This is a genomic window from Streptomyces sp. NPDC048636 (genome assembly GCF_040650655.1).
In the GTDB taxonomy this organism is placed as follows: domain Bacteria; phylum Actinomycetota; class Actinomycetes; order Streptomycetales; family Streptomycetaceae; genus Streptomyces.
Genome location: NZ_JBEZHR010000007.1, coordinates 96,780 through 118,559, shown reverse-complemented (window position 1 = coordinate 118,559; position 21,780 = coordinate 96,780). Strand labels below are relative to the sequence as shown.

The following is a 21,780-nucleotide window of genomic DNA, read 5'->3' as shown; positions in this document are numbered from 1 at the left end:
CGGTACCTCGCTGTACGGGGGCTTGGAAGGAGAGTGAGGACGCATGGTTTCCGTCATTGTCTTTGTGGTGGTGGCCTTCACGGTCGTGGCGCTGGCCGCGGTGGGGGCGGGCCGCGCCAAGGGGGATTCGCTGCCGCACAAGCGGGGCTACGGCCGGCGATCCAGCGGTAGCTGGTGGGCCGGGGGCGGAAGCGCCGGCGGCTCGTCCTGCGGAGGGGGCGGCTCCTCCTGCGGTGGCGGGAGTGGCTGCGGCGGCGGTTCGTCCTGTGGTGGCGGCGGTGGCGGAGGGGGCTGCGGCGGTGGCGGTGGCGGCAGCTGACGGCCGCGCCGGGGGTATCCGTACCGGGGTATCCACACCGGCCCGCATCATCCGGATTTACGCCGATTAGCCTGCGTACACAGTGAACTGACGATCCGTAGAATTCATATTCCGTGCCCGGCGCGCCATCGTGCGCCGGGCACTCGGTTGTTGAACACTTGATCTGGTGGGCGCCCTAGGGGGTGGAAACCCGGTGAAGGTGGGTAAAAACGATGTGGCGCCGAGCATTTCATGATTCCGTATACCACCACCGACCCTACGGACCCCACGTGGGCACGAGCCGGCGTATGCGTATACCCCTGGTCCACCGCGGGACGAGCCGGCCCATCTTTTACCACTGCGTGCTTGCGGAGCCGATCCATGCTCACGACCCTCAAGACTGCTTACACCGATACCCGCGCCGCTGATCTCGCCTGGTGCCTGGGGCGGGAGCCCCTTCCGGCCCTGGCCGCACTCGATCTCCAACTCCACGGCCATACGATGCAGTTGAGGCTGCTCGGCGCCTCCCATCAAGTGCTTCTCGACGGTGCGAACGGCCACTGCTCGGAGACCGTGGCCTGTATGTCCGGCAGCAGCACCCCGCTTCCGCTGGGCGTCTCCACCCTTGTCGACGGCTGCGAGTACGAATTCGCGGCGCGTGTCGAGGAGTTGTCGGAAAGGTCCTTCGCCGGGCGTGCCCAGGAGCTGCTGGCCCTGGTCGCCGACCATCCGCACGGTCTGGCGGGCACGTTTCCGGGCAGTCCGCACGCCTTCACCGCGCTGCTCGCGCAGTGGCACGAGGGCACGGTGGGCTGGCGGACCTGGCATGCCTATCCCCAGGAGGGGCGGTTGGTGACCACCCGCACCTGTGTGGGGGCCCGGCGCCCGGCCGGGCTGCGGCCGCCGCTCGCGGAGGGGCTCGCGGGCAAGCTCCCGGAGGGCGGACTGCCCGCCCAAATCCCCTGATCCCAAGGGCTGGTGGCGACCCCGGACAGTCGGGGCGGAGTGCGGATGCCTGCCCGTCAATGCACCCGTGTGGGTGACAAACGGTAAGCATTATGTGACGTAACGTTCCCAATGTGATCGATGCTCCGACGTCCGCCGTCTCGGATGCGCCGTCGCCGGAGTCCGACCCTCCGGTGCCACTGCCCGTCCGTGCCGGGCTCGGCCGCTTCCTCGTCCTCCTCACCGTCTTCGTCTGCGCCGCCTGCGGTCTGGTCTATGAGCTCGAACTGGTCGCCCTCGCCTCCTATTTGGCCGGTGACTCGGTCACCCAGGCGTCCGTGGTGCTGTCGGTGATGGTGTTCGCCATGGGCATCGGCTCGCTGCTGGCCAAGCGGCTGCGCTGCCGGGCCGCCGTCGGCTTCGCCGCGGTCGAGGCGGTGCTGGCCCTGGTCGGCGGCTGCTCGGCCATGGCGCTGTACGCGAGTTTCGCGTGGTGCGGCCACTCCCGCTCCGCGCTCGTCGGCTTCTCCCTGGCCATCGGCGTCCTCATCGGCGCCGAGGTACCGCTGCTGATGACCCTGATCCAGCGGGTGCGGCGGCAGGACGCGGGAGGTGCGGTCGCCGACCTGTTCGCCGCGGACTATGTGGGCGCGCTGGTCGGCGGGCTCGCCTTCCCCTTTCTTCTGCTGCCCGCCTTCGGGCAGTTGACCGGTGCGCTGGTCACCGGCGCGGTCAACGCGGTGGCGGGCGCGGCCCTGGTGCTGTGGCTGTTCCGGCGCGATCTGAGCGGCCGCGCGCGCTGGACGCTGATCGTCACCAATGTGACGGTGCTGACCGTGCTCGCCGCGGGCGCCGCGCTCACCCCCTCCTTCGAGCGCGCCGCCCGCCAGGCGGTCTACGGCCCGGGGGTCCGCGTCGCGCTGCGCAGCGGTGTCCAGGAGGTGGTGCTCGCGGGCGGCCGGGCCAGCGGGCGCCCGCTGACCCTCTTCCTCGACGGGCGGCTGGCGGTCTCCGGCCGCGATGAGGTCCGCTACCACGACGCACTGATCCACCCGGCCATGGCCGCCGGACCGCACGGCCGCGTCCTGGTGCTGGGCGGTGGCGACGGGCTCGCGGCCCGCGAGGTGCTGCGGTACGCCGGGGTCCGGTCGCTCACCGTCGTCGAGCGCGATCCGGCGGTGGTGCGGCTGGCCCGCCGCGACCCCGATCTCTCCGCGCTCAACGCCCGCGCCTACCGCGACCCCCGGGTGCGGGTGGTCACCGCCGACGCCTTCGACTGGCTGCGGCGGCGCGCCGAGTACGACGTGGTCGTCAGCGATCTGCCGGATCCGCGGCTCACCCCCAGCACCAAGTTCTACTCCCAGGAGTTCTACGGGCTGGCCGAGCGGGTGCTGGCGCCCGGCGGGCGGCTGGTCGTGCACGCGGGCGCGCTGCACCCCAGCTCACATACGTACTGGACGGTGAACGCGACGATCCGGTCGGCCGGGCTGTGGACCGCTCCGTATGTGATCGGCGCGCGGCGGCCGGTGTTGTCCGTGCCCGGCACCGATGACGCACCGCGTGACTGGGGCTTTCTGCTGGCGGCCCGCGCCCCGGTGCCGCTGCGGCTGTCCCCCCGCGGTCCGCGACCGCACTTCCTGACCCCCGGTGGACTCCGGGCCGCGGGCCGCGCGGCCGTGCGTCACCGGCGGCCCGGACTGCCCGCCTCCACGCTGATGCACCCGCGGTACGGATACGAGGACTAGCGAGGACCGGCGAGGACACCGGAGAGGGCGAGAACGGGGCGAAAGTTGCGCGGGAGCGGGTCTCACGTCGCGCGCGATGGGTAGTGTCTTGAGCTATGGAGCATGAGGTGTTCGTTCCGTTTCCCGTCGACACCGTCCGGCTGGCGCTTACGGAGCCCGATCGCATCGCCCGCTGCGTCCCTGGGCTCCAGCAGGACGCCGACGAGGCGGCGGGGCCGCTCGCGGGTCGGCTGCGGCTGCGCATCGGCGGGTCCACCATCACCTACCGCGGGGCGCTGCGCGTCGGTGAGCGCGACGGCGTCTTCGAGGTGGAGGGCGAGGGCACCGAGGCGCGCGGCAGCGGCTCGGTCAAGGTCACGCTGACCGTCACACTCGAGGCGGCCGAGGGCGGCACCACGCTGGGCTGCTCCGGGACGGTCCACCGTGACGGCCGGCTCGCGGAGTTCGACGACGAGGCCGTGTCCACCGCCGGCCGCCGGCTGCTGGACCGCTTCGCCGCGGCGCTGACGTCCGGCCTTGAGGCGTCCCCGATCACCCCGGCCGCGCCCGACGCGCAGGACGGGACCGACGGCAAGGACGCGCAGGACGCGCAGGACGGGCCCGACGGGCGGGACGGGGCCGACGGTGAGCCGCGGTCGGTCTTCGACACCGACATCCCGCCGTCCTCCCTCGACCCCCGTGCGGAGCTGGACGACGACCAGGCGGCCCTCGAGGCCGCGGCCGCCGCCGACGCCGGTTTCGGTGAGCTGGACGACGTCGGTGATCTCAACGATGTGGACGGCGTCGGCTCCATGGACGAGGCCAGCGGTCTGGGCGAGGCCGAGGACGAGCCCCCGGCCGAGGCCGCGCACGCCCGCCGCACGATGATCGGCCGCTCCACCGAGGAGGTCGACCACGCCCCGCCCCGCGGTCGCTACGCCCCCGTCCCCGCCCCGCAGACGGTCTCCACCAGCGCCGCACTGCGCTGGGCCGCGCCCGCCGCGGCGGTGGTGCTCGCCTCCGCCGTTGTCGTCGGCCGCCGGGTGCTCCGCCGCCGCCGGTGACGCGTGGGCGGTGACGCCTGGCCGGTGAGCGGCGGCCGATGAGCCGCTGCGCATAGGCTCGTAGACGTGACCGAAGAGACAACGGAGACCAAGGGCGTACGGCTGACCGCCGGTGACGCCGAGCTGACCGTTTCCCCCGACAACGGCTGCCGTATCGGCTCGCTGCGGATCGGCGGTACGGAGCTGCTGCGCCAGGGCCCGCGGTACGGGGCCTTCCCGATGGTGCCGTGGTGCGGGCGGGTCGCGCTCGGACGGTTCCGCGACGGCGGCCGCGCCCATCAACTGCCCGTCAACGCACCGCCGCACGCGATCCACGGCACCGGCCGGGACGTGGCCTGGCGCCAGGTCGCCAGCGGTCCGTCCACCGCCGCCTTCACCTACGACCTCGCGGACCCGTGGCCGTACGAGGGCCGGGTCACCCAGAGCTTCGAGCTCCGCCCGGACGGGCTGACCGTGACCATGAGCGTGGAGACCGGGGGCGACTCCTTCCCGGCCCAGGCGGGCTGGCACCCCTGGTTCCTGCGCACCCTGGAGGACGGCGGTGCGGAGGTCCGGCTCGACTTCGACGCCGAGTGGCAGGAGGAGCGCGGCGAGGACCACCTCCCCACCGGCCACCGGATCCCGCCCCGCTCCGGCCCCTGGGACGACTGCTTCGGCATGCCCGCCGGGGTGGATGTCACGCTCACCTGGCCCGGACGGCTGGAGCTGAAGGTCGCCAGCCGCAGTGAGTGGGTGGTGGTCTACGACGAGCAGGCCGAGGCGGTGTGCGTCGAGCCGCAGTCCGGGCCGCCCAACGGCCTCAACACCCTGCCGCGCCTGGTCACGCCCATCGACCCGCTGGAGATGGCCATGACCTGGAGCTGGCGCAGCCTGGCGTAGGGCCGTCCGGAGGGTGTCGCGGGGCGTCGCGGCACACCGCATAAGCTCGTCGGCATGAGCGATGCGCGTGACGCCCTGCTGCGGCAGATCAAGGACAAGGCCGTGGTCCACGGCAAGGTGACCCTCTCCTCCGGGCGGGAGGCCGACTACTACATCGACCTGCGCCGGATCACCCTGGACGCCGAGGCCGCGCCGCTGGTCGGTCAGGTCATGCTCGACGCCACGGCCGACCTGGAGTACGACGCGGTGGGCGGGCTCACCCTCGGCGCCGACCCGGTCGCCACGTCCATGCTGCACGCGGCCGCCGCGCGGGGCCGCCGCCTCGACGCGTTCGTGGTCCGCAAGGCGCAGAAGACCCACGGTCTTCAGCGGCGGATCGAGGGCCCGGACATCACCGGCCGCCGGGTGCTGGTCGTCGAGGACACCTCCACCACCGGTGGCTCCCCGCTGACCGCGGTCGAGGCGGCGCGCGAGGCGGGCGCCGAGGTCGTCGCCGTCGCCACGATCGTCGAGCGCGGTGCCGCTCCGGCCATCGCCGAGGCCGGGCTGCGCTACCTTCCCGCCTACTCGCTGGCCGATCTCGGCCTCGACTGAGACGGCCGCGGAGGCGGCAGCCGAGCGGTCTCGGACTCGCTGACATGGGTGGTTTCACGTGAAACCACCCGCCCCCTTCCGTGCCATCCCCGAGTGCGCCGGGTGGAGCAACCGGTGGAGTCTGGAAGGATGGCCATGACGATGACGTCGCCCCTCTAGGTCAGGGCCCAGAACCTCACCCGCACATCACAAGGAGCGGACAGATGCCCATCGCATCCCCTGAGATCTACAACGAGATGCTCGACCGGGCGAAGGCAGGCAAGTTCGCCTACCCGGCGATCAACGTGACCTCGACCCAGACCCTCCACGCGGCGCTGCGTGGCTTCGCCGAGGCCGAAAGCGACGGCATCGTCCAGATCTCCACCGGTGGTGCCGAGTTCCTCGGTGGTCAGTACAGCAAGGACATGGTGACGGGCGCGGTCGCGCTCGCCGAGTTCGCGCACGTCGTCGCCAAGAAGTACCCGGTCAACATCGCGCTGCACACCGACCACTGCCCCAAGGACAAGCTGGACGGCTATGTCCGTCCGCTGCTCAAGGTCTCCCAGGAGCGGGTGGCCAGCGGGCAGAACCCGCTGTTCCAGTCCCATATGTGGGACGGCTCCGCGGAGAAGCTCGACGACAACCTGTCCATCGCGCAGGAGCTGCTCGCCGAGGCCGTCAAGGCCAGGATCATCCTCGAGGTCGAGATCACCCCGACCGGTGGCGAGGAGGACGGTGTCACGCACGAGATCAACGACGAGCTGTACACCACCGTCGCCGATGTCGAGCGCACCGCCGAGGCCCTGGGCCTGGGTGAGAAGGGCCGCTACCTGCTGGCCGCGTCCTTCGGCAATGTCCACGGCGTCTACAAGCCGGGCAATGTGGTCCTCCGCCCCGAGCTGCTGCGTCAGCTCCAGGACGGCATCGCCGCGAAGAGCGGTCAGCAGGACCCGTTCGACTTCGTCTTCCACGGCGGCTCCGGCTCCACCGAGCAGGAGATCCTCACCGCGCTGGAGAACGGTGTCGTGAAGATGAACCTCGACACCGACACCCAGTACGCCTTCACCCGCCCGGTCGCGGACCACATGTTCCGCAACTACGACGGTGTGCTCAAGGTCGACGGCGAGGTCGGCAACAAGAAGACGTACGACCCGCGCAGCTGGGGCAAGCTGGCCGAGAAGGGCATGGCCGAGCGCGTCACGCAGGCGTGCGCCAACCTGCGCTCCACGGGTACGACGCTGAGCAAGTGACACGGGCGCGCCTCGGCGCGCGCGTCCCTCCGGGCCCGGGGTCCCGCCATCGCGGCGGAGCCCCGGGCCCGGCCCGTTCCACCGCCCGGTCGCTCGGTGCGCCGATGGTTTCCGCTGTGGGCTGGCCACGGGCGGGCGGCGCGAGGATGATCCAGGTATGAGCGATTCCTCGCCCCGGCCCGCGGCGGCGCGCGGGGCGGCGGTGGGCGGCGGCCCGCCCGGCGCGGAGGGCCCCTCGCTGGTGCGGCTCTCGGAGCCCGCCGGGCGCTGGGTGGTGCTCACCACCGTGCTGGGGTCCGCGATGGCGCTGATCGACAGCACCGTGGTCAATGTGGCCCTGCCCCGGATCGGGCTCGACCTCAACGCCGATCTGGCCGTCCTCCAGTGGACCGTCAACGCCTACATGCTCACCCTCGCCGGGCTGATCCTGCTCGGCGGGGCGCTCGGGGACCGGTTCGGACGGCGGCGGGTCTTCGTGGTCGGAGTGGTGTGGTTCGCCCTCGCCTCACTGCTGTGCGGGCTGGCGCCGAGCGCCGGGGTGCTGATCGCCGCCCGCGCCCTCCAGGGCATCGGCGGCGCGCTGCTCACCCCCGGTTCGCTGGCCCTGATCCAGTCCGTGATCCACCCCGATGACCGGGCGCGGGCGGTCGGGCTGTGGTCCGGTTTCGGCGGGGTCGGCGCGGCGATCGGGCCGTTCCTCGGCGGCTGGCTGGTGGACGGACCGGGCTGGCGCTGGGTCTTCTTCATCAATGTGCCGATGGCGGCGCTGTGCGTGCCGGTCGCGCTGCGCCACGTCCCCGAGACCCGGGATCCGGCGGCGCACGGCCGGTTCGACGTCCTGGGCGCCGCGCTGGGCGCGCTCTCGCTGGCCCTGGTGACCTATGCGCTGATCGCCGCCCCGGCCGGGGGCGTATCGCCCGCCGTGGTGGTTCCGGCGGTCCTCGGGGTGCTGCTGGGGGTGGCCTTCATCGCCGTGGAGCGGCGGCGGCCCGAGCCGATGCTGCCGCTGTCGCTCTTCTCCTCGCGCCAGTTCAGCGCCGTGAACGGGGTGACGCTGTGCGTGTACGCGGCGTTCGGCGGCTTCTTCTTCCTGTCCGTGCTGGACTTCCAGGTGGTCGTGGGCTACTCCGCCCTGGAGGCGGGCACCGCGCTGCTGCCGACCACCGTGCTGATGCTGCTGCTGTCGGCCCGCTCGGGCGAGCTCGGCAAACGGATCGGCCCGCGGATCCCGCTGACCGTCGGCCCGCTGCTGTGCGCGGCCGGGATGCTGCTGATGACGCGGGCGGGGGTGGGCGCCGTCTACTGGCGGGACATCCTGCCCGCGCTGCTGGTGATGGGGCTGGGCATGGTGGTGCTTGTCGCCCCGCTCACCGCGACCGTGCTGGCCTCGGTGGATGTCGCACGGGCGGGCCTGGCCAGCGGAATCAACAACGCGGCGGCGCGGGCGGCGGGCCTGGTCGCGGTGGCGGCGCTGCCGCTGCTGGCGGGGATGAGCGAGGAGGCGTACCGGTCCGCGGACCGTTTCTCGGAGGCCTTCCGGCGTGCGATGCCGATCTGTGCGGTGGTGCTGGTGGTGGGCGCGTTCCTCGCGTGGAGCATGGTGCGGTCGGATGTGCTGAAGGTGCCGGAGGCGCCGGAGGTGCCACCTCCGGCGCCGAGGGAGGGCGCCGGGGTCCCCGAGGAGGTGACGGCCGCCGCGGGGCGCGAGGAGCGTCCATGCGCCCCGTCCCGCCCCCAGTGCGCCTACCACTGCGGCATCACCGCCCCACCCCTCGACCCCGGAGAACGCCAGACCTGACACCGTTACCGCCTCCGGCGCGGCCTCGGGGTCCCGCCCGCGGGGGAGCCCCGCGCGAGGGCGCGCAGTCGCGGGTGAGGGCGCGTTGGGGCAGACTCCGCGCCGCGTATCGGGGGTGGGGGCCGACCAGGCAGACTGGAACCCATGGCCATTCACGAGAACCTGCTCGGGGGACCGCCCCCGACCCATCTGCCCGACGACCCGGAACCCCGGGAGCTGCTCGCCTCCGGCGCGGCCCCCTCCGAGGTCGCCGCGGAGCACCCGGCCTCCTGCCTCGCCTGGGCACAGCTCGCGGACGAGGCGTTCGAGGCCGGCCGGGTGGTCGAGTCCTACGCGTACGCCCGCACCGGCTACCACCGCGGGCTCGACGCCCTGCGCCGCAGCGGCTGGAAGGGCCACGGCCCGGTGCCGTTCGAGCATGAGCCCAACCGCGGCTTCCTGCGCGCCCTGCACGCGCTCGCCCGCGCCGCCCAGTCCATCGGTGAGCAGGAGGAGTACGAGCGCTGCTCGACGTTCCTCCGGGAGAGCTCCCCGACCGCGGCGGACACGCTCTCCTGAGCCGCCTCCCTCGGAGGCCGGGGCCTGTCGGCGGTGATCCGTTCCGGCGGGCCCCGATCCGTCGATGATCCGTACTTGCCGAACATCCCCATGACACGCATGATGCGAACAGGGCCTGCTGATGTGCGGGCCCTGAGGGGACCGGGGCTCCGAGACCGAAGGGATGGGGCGGACCGCTACCCGGGAGCGAGCAGTACTCAGGAGACGCGATGTCGCAGCAGCCTGCCCCCAGCCCGACCGCCCCACAGGAAGTCCCGCCGCCGGAATCCGCGGCGCCGGACGCCGAGACCGAGGCGCCCCACCTCGACTTCCAGGGCACCACCCCGTACGAGGACTACGTCCAGGCGTCCGTCCTCACCCACCTCCAGCACCCCCTCTCCGACGACCCCGGCGAGATGGTCTTCCTGGTCACCACCCAGGTCATGGAGCTGTGGTTCACCGTCATCGTCCACGAGTGGCACACCGCGGCGCAGGCGCTGCGCGAGGACGACCTGCCCACCGTGATGGCCGCGCTGAAGCGCTCGACGTACGAGCTGGAGTCGCTGAACAGCTCCTGGAAGCCGCTCGCGCATCTCACCCCGGGCCAGTTCAACGCCTACCGCTCCGCGCTCGGCGACGGCTCCGGCTTCCAGTCCGCGATGTACCGGCGGATGGAGTTCCTGCTCGGCGAGAAGTCCGCGTCCATGCTCGTGCCGCACCGGGGCGCCCCGCGTGTCCACGCCGAGCTGGAGAAGGCGCTGACCGAGCCCAGCCTCTACGACGAGGTGCTGCGCTTCCTGGCCCGCCGCGGCTTCGACATCCCGGCCGTCGTACTGGACCGCGACCCCGCCCTGCGGTACGTACCGGACCCCGGTGTGGAGCGGGTGTGGCAGGAGATCTACTCCGCTTCCGGCCCCCGGGACGACGAGCTGACCCGGCTCGGCGAGGCGCTCACCGAGGTCGCCGAGCTCGTGTGGCGCTGGCGCAACGACCATCTCGTGGCCACCCGGCGGGCGATGGGTGCCAAGACCGGCACGGGCGGCTCCGCCGGAGTCGCCTGGCTGGAGAAGCGCGCCGGGAAGAACGTCTTCCCCGAGCTGTGGACGGCGCGCAGCCATGTCTGACACCAGGATCTCCGGGGCGCCCACGCTGACCGACGCCGCCGCGTGGCTCGACGAGGCCGATGAACTGCGCGCCAAGCGCGCCGCCTTCGCCCTCGACGACACCGTCTATCTCGACGGCAACTCACTGGGCGCGCTGCCGAAGGCCGTCCCCGACCGGCTGGCCGACGTCATCACCCGGGAATGGGGCAGCCTGCGCATCCGCTCCTGGGAGGAGAGCGGTTGGTGGACCGCGCCGGAGCGGCTCGGCGACCGTGTGGGACGGCTCGTCGGGGCGGCCCCCGGCCAGGTGGTCGTGGGCGACTCCACGAGCGTGAACGTCTTCAAGGCGGTCGTCGGCGCGGTGCGGATCGCGCGGGCGCGCGGCGCCCACCGCGATCAGATCCTCGTCGACGAGGCCACCTTCCCGACCGACGGCTATATCGCCGAGTCCGCCGCCCGGATGACCGGCTGCACCCTGCGGCAGGTGGCGGCGGGCGACGTTCCCACCGCGGTCGGGCCGCGCACCGCCGTGGCGCTGGTCAACCATGTCGACTACCGGACCGGTCGGCTCCATGACCTGCCCGGGACGACGGCCGCCGCCCACGCGGCGGGCGCGCTCGTCGTCTGGGACCTGTGCCACAGCGCGGGGGCGCTGCCGGTCGGGCTGGACGCGCACGGGGTCGACTTCGCGGTGGGCTGCACCTACAAGTACCTCAACGGCGGACCGGGTTCGCCCGCGTATCTGTACGTGGCCCAGGAGCACCAGCCGCGGTTCGACTCCCCGCTCCCCGGCTGGAACTCGCATGCCGATCCGTTCGGCATGGACCCCGCGTACACCCCCGCCGACGGTGCGGTCCGCGGTCGCGTCGGCACACCGGAGATCCTCTCCATGCTGGCGCTGGAGGCCGCGCTGGAGGTGTGGGACGACGTCGACATCGAGGTCGTCCGGGCCAAGAGCCTGGCCCTGACCGACTTCTTCCTGCGCTGCGTCAAGGGCCATGTCCCGGCGGGCCGGGTCGAGTCGCTCACCCCGGTCGACCACGAGCGGCGCGGCAGCCAGGTCGCGCTGCGGTGCGCGGACGCGGGTCCGGTGATGGCGGAGCTGGTACGGCGCGGTGTGGTCGGCGACTTCCGCCGCCCCGATGTGCTGCGCTTCGGCTTCACCCCGCTGTACACCGGGTTCGCGGATGTGGAGCGGGCGGCGCGGGTGCTGGCCGATGTCCTCGCGGAGGGCGGCGCGGCCGGGTGACGGCCCCACGGGACCCCGCCGGGATCGCCGCGGCCGAGGAGGCGTCCCTCCTCGGCCTCGCCCCGGTGGCACCGGACGCCACCGCCGCGTACGGCGAACACCCGGACCAGGTCGTGGACTTCCACCTGCCGCCCACGGGGGCGGCGGGTGGGCCCGCCCCGCTGGTCCTGCTCTTCCACGGCGGCGCCTGGCGCGCCCCGTACGACCGCGGCCACCTGTCCCCGTTCGCGGCCCACCTGGCCGCCCGGGGCTTCGCGGTCGCCTCGGCCGAATACCGCCGCGGCACCTCCCCACACCCCCCGGCCCCGCCCGGGACCGGGGCGCCGGGTGCCGGGCGGTGGCCGGAGACGTTCGATGACGTCGCCGCCGTCGTGGACGCCGTGCCGCGGCTGGTGCGCGAGCGGGCGCTGCCCGGTGTGGACACCGAACGGCTGGTGCTCGTCGGGCACTCCGCGGGCGGGCACGCCGCGCTGTGGGCTGCCGCGCGGCACCGGCTGCCGCCGGGGTCGCGCTGGCGGCTGTCCGCGCCGCCGCGCGTCCACGGGGTGGTGGCCCTCGCGCCCATCGCGGACCTCACCACCGCCCGCGCGCTGCGCGTCTGTTCCGACGCGGTGGACCAACTCCTCGGTACCGGCGAGGAGGGCGCCGCCCGGCTGCCGTTCGTCGACCCCGCCGCACTGCTGCCCACCGGGGTCCCCACCACACTGGTGCAGGGCGGCACCGACGTCGATGTCCCGCCGCAGGTCGCGGACTCCTTCGCGGCGGCGGCCGCGGCCGCCCGGCAGCCGCCACGAGTCGTACGTCTCGCCGCGGCCGGGCACTTCCCGCTGATCGACCCCACGGCCCCGGCCGTGCGTACGGTCGTCGCCGAGATCGCCCGCCTCGCCCGCGGCACTGACCTCGCCTCCGAGGATCCCGATGTCCGGTGACCCCACAAGCCCGTCCGTAGTGCTTGAGGCGTGCGGCCGGGAATCCGTACCCGGGTGACCGAGACGCTTCCGCGGACCGAAATCCACCTGGTCCGCACCGCGCTGTCCGGCCCGCGGCAGGACCTGATCACGGGCGCCTTCGCGTTCCGCCCGCTGCCGCGGCTCGGCCGGGCGCACCCCCTGGTGCGACGGGCCGGGGCTGCGGGACCGCACCCGGGCGGCCACAAGGCGCGGCCGGTAGCCCCTGGAGGCTGAGTCCGTCGGGAGGTACCGTCCCGGCATGACCAGCACAGCGCCGCTTCCCGCCTTCGACCCGTGGCGGCCGTCGTTCGTCGCCGACCCGTATCCGGCCTACGCCGAGCTGCGCGAACGCGGCCGGGCGCACTGGTTCGAGCCGTCCGGGCAGTGGCTGATCCCGCACTTCGACGACGCCCGCGCCCTGCTGGCCGACCGTCGGCTCGGCCGTACCTATCTGCACCGGTTCAGCCACGAGGAGTTCGGGCGTACCGCGCCGCCGCCCGAGCACGAGCCGTTCCACATCCTCAACGACAACGGGATGCTCGACCTGGAGGCGCCGGACCACACCCGGATCCGGCGGCTGGTCTCGAAGGCGTTCACCCCGCGGACGGTCGAGGCGCTGGTGCCGACGATCGAGCGGCTGGCGAACGAGCTGGTCGACGCCTTCCTCGCGGACGGCGGCGGCGATCTCATCGCCTCGGTCGCCGAACCGCTGCCGGTGGCCGTGATCGCCGAGATGCTCGGCATTCCGCCCGCCGACCGCTCCGCACTGCGCCCGTGGTCGGCGGATATCTGCGGGATGTTCGAGCTGAACCCGAGCGAGGAGACCGCGAGCCGCGCGGTGCGCGCGTCGCTGGAGTTCTCCGCCTATCTGCGGGAGTTGATCGCCGCCCGCCGGGAGAACCCGGGCGAGGACCTGATCAGTGCGCTGATCGCGGCGTATGACGAGGGGGACCGGCTCTCCGAACAGGAGATGATCTCCACCTGTGTGCTGCTGCTGAACGCGGGCCATGAGGCGACGGTCAACTCCACCGGCAACGGCTGGTGGACCCTCTTCCGCCACCCCGACCAGCTGGCGGCGCTGCGCGCGGAGCCGGAGGCGCTGCTGCCCACCGCCGTGGACGAACTGCTGCGGTACGACACCCCGTTGCAGCTCTTCGAGCGCTGGGTGCTGGACGATATCGAGGTGGACGGCACGGTCATCCCGCGCGGCAGCGAGGTGGCGATCCTCTTCGGCTCGGCCAATCGCGACCCCGCGCGCTTCGACCACCCCGACACCCTGGACCTCTCCCGGGTGGACAACCCGCATGTCAGCTTCGGCGCGGGCATCCACTACTGCCTGGGCGCCCCGCTGGCCCGCCTTGAACTCAAGGCCTCCTTCGGCGCGCTGCTCCGCGAGGCGCCCGCGCTGCGGCTGGTGAAGGAGCCGGAGTGGCGGCCGGGGTTCGTGATCCGGGGACTCACGGAGCTCTCCGTCGAGATCTGAGCGGGGATCCGAGCCGAGTCCCGAGGGCGCGCCCGTCCACACCCTGTGGACGGAAACGGTCGCGCCCCCGGAACGCCGCGCGCCCCCGGAACGCCGCGCGCCCCCGGAACGCCGCTCGGCGCCGGCCGCCGCGGGGAGCGCGGGACCGGCGCCGAGGGGCCGGGGGCGGTGGGCTGACGGGGGTCAGCCGCCGATATCGCGACGGCGCAGTCCCACCAGACCTCCGGCGGTCAGAACGACCGAGATCAGCAGCGACCACAGGAAGGGCGCGGCTGTGACATCGTCACCGGGCAGCTTCGGCAAGTGGCTGAACGGTGAGGTGTTCATCACCGACTGGGACACCTCGAGCGCGGGGCCCATCCAGCTCAGGGCCACCACCCAGCCGACCACGGCCCAGGCCGCGGCCGTGTACTTCGGCACCACACCGACCAGGAAGACGGCGGCGCTGGTGACCACCCAGAGCGCGGGGGCCTGCGCGAGCGTGGCGCCCACGGCGCGCGGGATCCCGCCCATGTCATCGGCGGCCACGCCAAAGCCCACGCCCAGCGCGAGACCGCCGATGGCGAGCACCACGACCGGGCCGAGATAGGCGATGACCAGATGGCTGCCGGCCCAGCGCAGCCTGCTGACCGCGTTGGCCAGCAGTGGCTCGGCGCGCTGGTCGGTCTCCTCACTGCGCAGCCGCAGCACCGCACTTGCCGTGTAGACGGCCAGGATGGTGCCGAGGATGCCGACCATGGAGGCGAGGAACGCGTCGTTCAGCCCCTGGGCGCCGCCCATCCGCTGGATGATCTCGCGGGTCTTGTCGCTGTCGCCGAGGAAGTCGTCGGCACCGTCGGAGATGGCGCCGAAGATGAGACCGGCGAAGACGAAGCCCGCGCTCCAGCCGAGCAGCGCACCGCGGTGGAGCCGCCAGCCGAGGCCGAAGACCCCGTTGAGCAACGGCCCGGCGGCCGGGGGGCCGGGGCGGGTGGCGTAGAAGCTGGCGCCGACATCGCGGCGGCCCGCCAGGGAGTACGCCAGGGCGAGGGAGGCGGCGGCGAGCACGGCGATCAGCAGCAGCGGCCACCAGCGCACGTCCGCGAACGGCCGCGCGTACTCCGCCCAGCCCAGCGGTGAGAGCCAGACCAGCAGATGGCCGGAGCCCTTCGAACCGTCCTCGGCGGCGTCGCCCGCCATCCGCAGCACGAAGGCGACACCGACGGCCGCGGACGTCAGCCCCCGGGCCAGCCGCGCGTTCTCGGTGAGCTGGGCGGCGACGGCGGCCAGACCGCCGAAGGCCATCCCGGACAGACCGACGGACAGCCCCAGCGCGAGCGCGCCGGTGCCGCCCTCGCCCGCGAGACTGCCCGCGATCAGGAGGGCGACCGCGGCGTTGGCGATGCCCACGGCGAGCAGGGCCGAGGTCAGGCCCGCGCGGCGGCCGACCATACAGGCGGACAGCGCCTCCTGACGGCCGGTCTCCTCCTCCTCGCGGGTGTGCCGGATCACGATCAGCAGGCTCATGATCGCGGCGAACACGGAGAGGAACGCGCCCACCCGCCAGACGGTGAGGGCGCCGAGCGAATCGTCGAAGGCGGCGCCGAACAGGGCTCTCGTCGAGCCGTTCCCATTCATGTCCGCGACGAGGTCGGCGCGGGCCTTGGGGGTGTCGTACGCGCTCTCGAGGCGGCCGACGGTGCTGCTGGCGGTCAGCCCCAGGCACAGCACCCACACCGGCATCATGATCCGGTCGCGGCGCAGCGCGAGCCGCAGCAGGGTGCCGGTGCCCGCCAGGTCCCGGGACGAGCCTCGGGTACGGGGCGTGACCCGTGCGTCGGCGACGGTGGTCATCGGGCGACCGCCCCTTCTCCGGCAGGGGTGACGTCGTCCTGGTAGTGACGTAGGAAGAGCTCCTCCAGCGTCGGAGGGGTGGAGATGAGGCTGCGCACCCCGGACTGGGTGAGCTGGCGCAGCACGGCGTCCAAATGGTCGCTGTCGACCTGGAGCTTGACCTTCTGGTCCTGCACGTCCAGGTTGTGCACACCGGGGAGCCCGGACAGGCCGTTGACCGGCCCGGCCAGCTCGGCGGTGACGGACGTACGGGTCAGATGGCGGAGCTGGGTGAGCGAACCCGACTCCACCCGGGTGCCCTTGCGGATGATGCTGACGCGGTCACACAGCGCCTCGACCTCGCTGAGGATATGGCTGGAGAGCAGCACCGTGCGGCCACGGTCGCGCTCCTCGGCCACGCACTCCCGGAACACCTCCTCCATCAGCGGGTCGAGCCCCGAGGTGGGCTCGTCCAGGATCAGCAGCTCGACCTCGGACGAGAACGCGGCGACCAGGGCGACCTTCTGGCGGTTGCCCTTGGAGTAGGTGCGCCCCTTCTTCGTGGGGTCGAGCTCGAAGCGGTCCAGCAGCTCGGCGCGCCGTGCCGTGTCCAGCCCGCCGCGCAGCCGCCCGTACAGGTCGATGACCTCGCCACCGCTGAGGTTGCGCCACAGGGTGACGTCTCCGGGGACGTACGCGATGTGCTGATGGAGGTCGACCGCATCGTGCCAGGGGTCCTTGCCGAGGAGCTGGACCGCACCGGCGTCGGCTCGCAGCAGCCCCAGCAGGACCCGGATGGTGGTGGACTTCCCGGCACCGTTGGGCCCGAGGAAACCATGGACCTCACCTGCCTCGACTTCGAGGTCGAGGCCGTCCAACGCGTGGGTCCGGCCGAAGGACTTGTGGAGGCCGGACGCGGAGATTGCCGTCTTCATGTTTCCGAAGCTACGCTAGTTTCAGAAATTTGTGAAGTTAAGGAACCGTATAAACTTATGATGATGTGACAGAGAGAGGAGATGATGAGCTGGTGAGGGAGACGACGCAACCGGAGGGCGCGCCGAGCGTCTCGCGGGACCCAGAGGCGGTGTCCCGGTTCGTCGAGCGGTTCGCGGCGGACCTGGCCGAGGCCGGGATGCAGCGGATGGGCGCCCGGGTGTTCGCGGCCCTGCTCGTCTCCGACTCGGGGCAGCTCACCTCCGCCGAGCTCGCCGAGCGGCTCCAGATCAGCCCGGCCGCGGTCTCGGGAGCGGTCCGCTACCTCACCCAGGTGGCCATGGTGGCGCGGGAGCGCGAGCCCGGTTCCCGCCGCGACCGCTACCGGCTGCACAACGAGGTCTGGTACGAGACCCTCACCCGCCGCGACCAGCTCCTCATCCGCTGGGAGGGCACCATGCGCGACGGCGCCGAGGTGCTCGGGCCCGACACCCCGGCGGGGCGGCGGGTGTCCGAGACCGCCGAGTTCTTCGAATTCATGCAGCAGGAGCTGCCCAAGATGCTCGACCGCTGGCGCGCCCACCAGACCGCCCGCCGGGAGGAAGCCCCCGGCCGCTAGGGCCTGGAAGCCCGGGGCCGCACACGAGTGGGGCTCCGGCGGGGGTCAGGTGCGGTGCGGGAGGATCAGGGTCCACGCCTCCGTGAGGACGGTCCAGGTGCGGCTGCGCACCGGGCCGCGGACCAGGGCGTCCGCGCGGTAGCGGAAGTCCTGGCCGGAGACGGTGACCGCGCGCGCCAGCGCCCGCACCGGGCCACCGGCCGCGTGGGGATGGACCACGACCTCGGCCAGGCCGCCCTCGCCCGGCGCGGCCGCCGTGGACACCGAGACCCGGGTGACCGGCCGGTCCAGATCGGTCAGCAGCACCCCGTCCGCCTCGATCCGCAGCCGGTGCGGGGGCGGTGGTGGATGGACCCGGCGGCGGGAGCCCCCGGTCAGCCCGATGACCGGCAGCGACAGCAGCGTCAGGGCCGTGCGCGCGGTGCGGGCCGCCGGAGTCCACCAGGGTGGCGAGCCACCGCCCGCGGCCCCCGTGCCCGGGTCCCGGCGATCCCGGTGGCCGTTGAGGGAGCCGGTGCCGGTGCCGGTGCCGGGCCCCGCGGGCGGACCGCTGTCGGGCGGCGGTGGCTCCTGCGCGCCGTGCCGGTCGTACGGCTCCTGGCCGCCGGGCCGGACCGATGAGTCCGTCCGCGGACCGGACGGGATCCGCAGGCCCCCGAGCACCACCCCGCCGCTGTCGTCCACCAGCAGGTCACGCGGGTACGCGGCCCCGTCGAGGACGGTACGGGCGGCCGTGACCGGATCGGTCGGCACGCCCAGCGACTGGGCCAGGGCGACCGTGGCCGGGCCGCCGACCGGAACCACCGACAGCGCGGCGTCCGCCAGCTCCCGGCGGCGGTGGAGCAGCTCCACCACCCGCAGCAGCGCACGGTCGTCACCGACCACCACCGGGCGGCGGGCGCCGCGGCGGGCGAGGGCCCGCTCGACTTCGTCCGGGCCGTCCGGCAGACAGATTTTCGTCTGTGCGCCCGCACACAGCACATCCTTCGCGATGCGCACCGACTCCCCGTCCGTTCGCCGGGCGGCGGGGTCGATGACCACAAGCAGGGGGCGCTCCCGGACGGTGTCCGGCGGAGAGTGCCAGGGATCTGGAGCCGACACCTCGGTCCTTCCTCAGGTAATCTCTCGGTGCAAGAGCCCCTGTCGCTGTTGCGCCAGGGGCTTCGTCTATCCGGGGCACCGGTTCGACGGCTCTGGTGGTGGCGCGCGCGCCACCCACGCACGTTGGACATGCCCCGCCCGGAAGGGGTGTACGCCTGTGCCCGCACTTGTGCTGCTCGGTGCTCAGTGGGGTGATGAGGGCAAGGGGAAGGCCACCGACCTGCTCGGCGGCTCGGTTGATTATGTGGTGCGCTACCAGGGCGGCAACAACGCAGGCCACACGGTCGTCGTCGGCGACCAGAAGTACGCGCTGCACCTCCTCCCCTCGGGAATCCTCTCGCCCGGATGCACCCCGGTCATCGGCAACGGCGTCGTCGTCGACCCCGCGGTCCTGCTCTCCGAGCTGAGCGGGCTCAACGAGCGCGGTGTCGACACGTCCAAGCTGATGATCAGCGGTAACGCGCATCTGATCACGCCGTACCACACCACCCTCGACAAGGTGACGGAGCGCTTCCTGGGGACGCGCAAGATCGGCACCACCGGCCGGGGCATCGGACCGTCCTACGCGGACAAGATCAACCGCGTGGGCATCCGGGTGCAGGACATCTTCGACGAGTCCATCCTGCGGCAGAAGGTCGAGGCCGCCCTGGACTTCAAGAACCAGGTCCTCGCCAAGCTCTACAACCGGCGCGCCATCGCCGTCGACCAGGTCGTCGAGGAACTGCTCGGCTACGCCGACGAGCTCAGGGGCTTCGTCGCGGACACCACCCTGGTGCTGAACAGCGCCATCGACGAGGGCAAGGTCGTGCTCTTCGAGGGCGGCCAGGGCACTCTGCTCGACGTCGACCACGGCACGTATCCCTTCGTCACCTCCTCCAACCCGACCGCGGGCGGTGCCTGCACCGGCGCGGGCGTCGGGCCGACGAAGATCAGCCGCGTGATCGGCATCCTGAAGGCGTACACCACGCGCGTCGGCGCGGGTCCGTTCCCGACGGAACTGCTCGACGAGGACGGCGAGAAGCTGCGCACCATCGGCGGTGAGCGCGGTGTGACCACCGGGCGCGACCGCCGCTGCGGTTGGTTCGACGCGGTGATCGCGCGCTATGCGACCCGGGTCAACGGGCTCACCGACTTCTTCCTGACCAAGCTGGATGTGCTCACCGGCTGGGAGCGGATCCCGGTCTGTGTGGCGTACGAGATCGACGGCAAGCGGGTCGAGGAACTGCCGTACAGCCAGACCGACTTCCACCACGCCAAGCCGATCTACGAGACGCTGCCGGGGTGGACGGAGGACATCAGCCAGGCGAAGACCTTCGACGATCTGCCGAAGAACGCCCAGCGCTATGTCCAGGCGCTGGAGGAGATGTCGGGCGCGCGGATCTCGGCGATCGGTGTCGGCCCGGGCCGCGACGAGACGATCCAGATCAACTCGTTCCTCTGAGCCGCAGTTCCGGGCTTCCGGGCTTCCGGGCTTGTGGAGTTCCGGACTCCCGGACGACGAAGTCCCCGGCCGTTCCCTGAACGGCCGGGGACTTCGTAGGTGATCCGCGCGGTCAGTGCCCGGCGGGCGGGCCGAACATCCCCGCGGGCGGCGCGGGCTGCTGTACGGCGGGCCCCGCCATCCGCTGGTCCTGCATCCTGGTGATCCGCACCACCACGGTCATGGCCAGCACCGCGCACAGCAGCGAGACGAGGTCGTCCGCGATGACGAAACCGGCGGCGACCTGACGCTCCCTGCTGGTCTCGGACCCGATGTCGACGAGTCCGGTGATCGGCTCGACCCAGAACATCACCACGAACAGCACCCACCACCAGTGCAGCACCGAGCGGGAGACCCGGCCGGGGCCCGGGGAGACGCTGGAGTTCCAGATGTCATTGGCGATCTGCTTGGGCTGCCACAGCTGGGCGATCGGGATGAACCACGCCCCGACGGCGTAGCCGCTGCTGAACCGCTGCCGTCCCGGTGTCAGCACCGTGGCGTTGAGGTAGGCGCGGCGGAACCAGATCAGCCACATCACCAGCACCGCCAGCGCGCAGGCGAGGAGGAACATCTCCATCGGCTCCACCGCGTCCTTGCGGTGGTCGACCGCCGCCTCGGTGCCGGTGCCGTCGAGGAGATCGCGGTAGGCGCCGAACAGCGACAGGTTCAGATACAGATGGATGACGGTCAGCACCAGCCAGATGCCGAACGTCGTCAGCACCCCGGTGCACAGCCCCCGCGCCGACCGCAGCACGGCGGCCGTACGGCCGTAGGGGATATGCCCCTGATAGCCGCCCGGCCAGGGCTGACCGTGCTGGTGGGCGGGCGCCCCCACCCCGGTCATCGGATAGCCGGGCGATCCCGCGTGCGGGGGGTGGCCGGGTGAGCCGTACGCGGAGGGCGTGGCATACCCGGCGTGCGGCGCGTGCCCGGCGTGGGCCGTGGGCGGGGTGGGTGTCGAGGGGGCGGCAGGGTTGGCGTAGGCGGTGGCGGACTGCGGTCCCACCGGGCCCTGCTGGGCGTTCTCCGTCTCCACCTCCAGCAGCTGGAGCGCGTCGCGCCCCAGCCGGGCGAGCAGTTCACCGGGCAGCCAGGTCCCGGTCTCCGGCCCGGTCCGCTCGGTGTACGCGACGAGGTCCGCGACCGACGGCCGCAGCGCCGGATCCTTGTTGAGACAGGCCGAGACGAGACCGTGCAATCCCTCGGGCAGCCCGGTCAGTTCGGGCTCCTCCTGGGCTATGCGGTACATCAGGGCGTGGATCCCGCTGTCCACACTGCCGAACGGCTGCCGCCCGGTGGCCGCGAAGGCCAGCACCGAGCCCAGGCAGAACACATCGCTCGCCGCGGTGACCGTCTCGCCCCGCACCTGCTCGGGCGACATGAAACCGGGCGAGCCGACGACCGCGCCGGTCATCGTCAGATTGCCGCCCGCCGTGCTGTCGACCGCGTCCAGCGCGCGGGCGATCCCGAAGTCGATGACGCGCGGGCCGTCGATGGTGATGAGGATGTTGGACGGTTTGAGGTCCCGGTGGACCAGTCCGGCGCCGTGGATGTCGCGCAGCGCCAGGGAGAGTCCGTGGGCCAGCACCCGCACCGAGCGCTCGGGCAGCGCCCCGAAACCCTCGGCCACCACCTCGTGCAGCGAGGGCCCGCCGATATAGCCGGTGGCCACCCAGGGGACCGCGGCGTCGGTATCGGCGTCGAGGACGGGCGCGGTCCACTGCCCGCCGACCCGTCTGGCCGCCTCCACCTCACGCTGGAAGCGGCCGCGGAAGTCGGCCTGGCGGGCGAGTTCGGCCTGTACGAGTTTGACGGCGACGGTACGGCCACGGGCGGAGCGGGCGAGGAAGACCTTGCCCATGCCGCCCTCGCCCAGCTTGCCGAGCAGCCGGTACTCGCCTATCCACCGCGGGTCCTGGCCCCCGAGGTTCTCCATCGCGGTGTGGCTCCTGTCCGTGTGCCGATGGTCCGTCTGCCGATCG

20 protein-coding genes are annotated in these 21,780 nt (G+C 72.6%); 16 read left to right on the top strand and 4 right to left on the bottom strand.

Features of this window, described 5'->3' with window-relative positions; translation table 11 throughout:
• Positions 1-43 precede the first annotated feature (43 nt).
• The 14 genes from AB0C66_RS20620 (at position 44) to AB0C66_RS20555 (ending at position 13,853) form a co-directional block, all read left to right on the top strand.
• Positions 44-319, top strand: a complete 276-nt coding sequence (locus tag AB0C66_RS20620; protein WP_362440265.1) for a hypothetical protein — start codon at positions 44-46, stop codon at positions 317-319.
• A gap of 360 nt (positions 320-679) precedes the next feature.
• A complete protein-coding gene (locus tag AB0C66_RS20615) occupies positions 680-1,264 on the top strand; it encodes a DUF2617 family protein (protein WP_362440262.1) in 585 nt (194 codons plus the stop codon).
• A gap of 173 nt (positions 1,265-1,437) precedes the next feature.
• Entirely contained in the window at positions 1,438-2,988 is a 1,551-nt protein-coding gene (locus AB0C66_RS20610; protein ID WP_362441079.1) for a polyamine aminopropyltransferase, read from the top strand.
• Between the two features lie 95 nt (positions 2,989-3,083).
• Positions 3,084-4,031 (top strand): SRPBCC domain-containing protein, encoded by a 948-nt coding sequence (locus tag AB0C66_RS20605; RefSeq protein ID WP_362440260.1) that lies wholly within the window; start codon positions 3,084-3,086, stop codon positions 4,029-4,031.
• A 66-nt stretch (positions 4,032-4,097) separates the two neighbouring features.
• Positions 4,098-4,910 carry an aldose 1-epimerase gene (locus AB0C66_RS20600; protein WP_362440257.1) on the top strand — a complete coding sequence of 271 codons (813 nt, stop codon included), beginning with the start codon at positions 4,098-4,100 and terminating at the stop codon, positions 4,908-4,910.
• A 54-nt stretch (positions 4,911-4,964) separates the two neighbouring features.
• Positions 4,965-5,504 (top strand): orotate phosphoribosyltransferase, encoded by a 540-nt coding sequence (gene pyrE / locus AB0C66_RS20595; protein WP_362440254.1) that lies wholly within the window; start codon positions 4,965-4,967, stop codon positions 5,502-5,504.
• A gap of 203 nt (positions 5,505-5,707) precedes the next feature.
• Positions 5,708-6,733, top strand: coding sequence for a class II fructose-bisphosphate aldolase (gene fbaA, locus AB0C66_RS20590; RefSeq protein ID WP_362440251.1), 1,026 nt, complete (start codon positions 5,708-5,710; stop codon positions 6,731-6,733).
• 157 nt (positions 6,734-6,890) lie between these two features.
• Positions 6,891-8,531 carry an MFS transporter gene (locus tag AB0C66_RS20585; protein ID WP_362440248.1) on the top strand — a complete coding sequence of 547 codons (1,641 nt, stop codon included), beginning with the start codon at positions 6,891-6,893 and terminating at the stop codon, positions 8,529-8,531.
• A gap of 144 nt (positions 8,532-8,675) precedes the next feature.
• On the top strand, positions 8,676-9,089 hold the full coding sequence (locus AB0C66_RS20580; RefSeq protein ID WP_362440245.1) for a DUF3151 domain-containing protein: 414 nt from the start codon (positions 8,676-8,678) through the stop codon (positions 9,087-9,089).
• Between the two features lie 209 nt (positions 9,090-9,298).
• The gene (locus AB0C66_RS20575) at positions 9,299-10,192 is read left to right on the top strand and encodes a tryptophan 2,3-dioxygenase family protein (RefSeq protein WP_362440243.1); all 894 of its coding nucleotides are present in this window, start codon (positions 9,299-9,301) and stop codon (positions 10,190-10,192) included.
• On the top strand, positions 10,185-11,420 hold the full coding sequence (gene kynU / locus AB0C66_RS20570) for a kynureninase (RefSeq protein WP_362440240.1): 1,236 nt from the start codon (positions 10,185-10,187) through the stop codon (positions 11,418-11,420). The genes AB0C66_RS20575 and kynU overlap by 8 nt, the downstream gene beginning before the upstream one ends.
• Positions 11,417-12,349, top strand: a complete 933-nt coding sequence (locus AB0C66_RS20565; protein WP_362440237.1) for an alpha/beta hydrolase — start codon at positions 11,417-11,419, stop codon at positions 12,347-12,349. The genes kynU and AB0C66_RS20565 overlap by 4 nt, the downstream gene beginning before the upstream one ends.
• 54 nt (positions 12,350-12,403) lie before the next feature.
• The gene (locus AB0C66_RS20560; RefSeq protein ID WP_362440235.1) at positions 12,404-12,604 is read left to right on the top strand and encodes a hypothetical protein; all 201 of its coding nucleotides are present in this window, start codon (positions 12,404-12,406) and stop codon (positions 12,602-12,604) included.
• A 25-nt stretch (positions 12,605-12,629) separates the two neighbouring features.
• On the top strand, positions 12,630-13,853 hold the full coding sequence (locus tag AB0C66_RS20555; protein ID WP_362440233.1) for a cytochrome P450: 1,224 nt from the start codon (positions 12,630-12,632) through the stop codon (positions 13,851-13,853).
• A gap of 183 nt (positions 13,854-14,036) precedes the next feature.
• On the opposite strand, the gene AB0C66_RS20550 is transcribed toward AB0C66_RS20555, so the two are convergent.
• The gene (locus tag AB0C66_RS20550; protein ID WP_362440230.1) at positions 14,037-15,686 is read right to left on the bottom strand and encodes an ABC transporter permease; all 1,650 of its coding nucleotides are present in this window, start codon (positions 15,684-15,686) and stop codon (positions 14,037-14,039) included.
• Positions 15,683-16,600 carry an ABC transporter ATP-binding protein gene (locus AB0C66_RS20545; protein WP_362440227.1) on the bottom strand — a complete coding sequence of 306 codons (918 nt, stop codon included), beginning with the start codon at positions 16,598-16,600 and terminating at the stop codon, positions 15,683-15,685. Before AB0C66_RS20545 ends, AB0C66_RS20550 begins: the two co-directional genes overlap by 4 nt.
• A 92-nt stretch (positions 16,601-16,692) precedes the next feature.
• Between AB0C66_RS20545 and AB0C66_RS20540 the strand changes: the two genes are divergently transcribed.
• On the top strand, positions 16,693-17,217 hold the full coding sequence (locus tag AB0C66_RS20540) for a MarR family transcriptional regulator (RefSeq protein WP_362440225.1): 525 nt from the start codon (positions 16,693-16,695) through the stop codon (positions 17,215-17,217).
• A gap of 45 nt (positions 17,218-17,262) precedes the next feature.
• On the opposite strand, the gene AB0C66_RS20535 is transcribed toward AB0C66_RS20540, so the two are convergent.
• On the bottom strand, positions 17,263-18,318 hold the full coding sequence (locus AB0C66_RS20535) for a hypothetical protein (RefSeq protein WP_362440222.1): 1,056 nt from the start codon (positions 18,316-18,318) through the stop codon (positions 17,263-17,265).
• Between the two features lie 157 nt (positions 18,319-18,475).
• On the opposite strand from AB0C66_RS20535, the gene AB0C66_RS20530 reads away from it, so the two are divergent.
• Positions 18,476-19,759 (top strand): adenylosuccinate synthase, encoded by a 1,284-nt coding sequence (locus AB0C66_RS20530; protein ID WP_362440219.1) that lies wholly within the window; start codon positions 18,476-18,478, stop codon positions 19,757-19,759.
• Positions 19,760-19,871: 112 nt separating this feature from the next.
• On the opposite strand, the gene AB0C66_RS20525 is transcribed toward AB0C66_RS20530, so the two are convergent.
• Positions 19,872-21,734 (bottom strand): DUF4328 domain-containing protein, encoded by a 1,863-nt coding sequence (locus tag AB0C66_RS20525; RefSeq protein ID WP_362440216.1) that lies wholly within the window; start codon positions 21,732-21,734, stop codon positions 19,872-19,874.
• Positions 21,735-21,780: the final 46 nt, after the last annotated feature.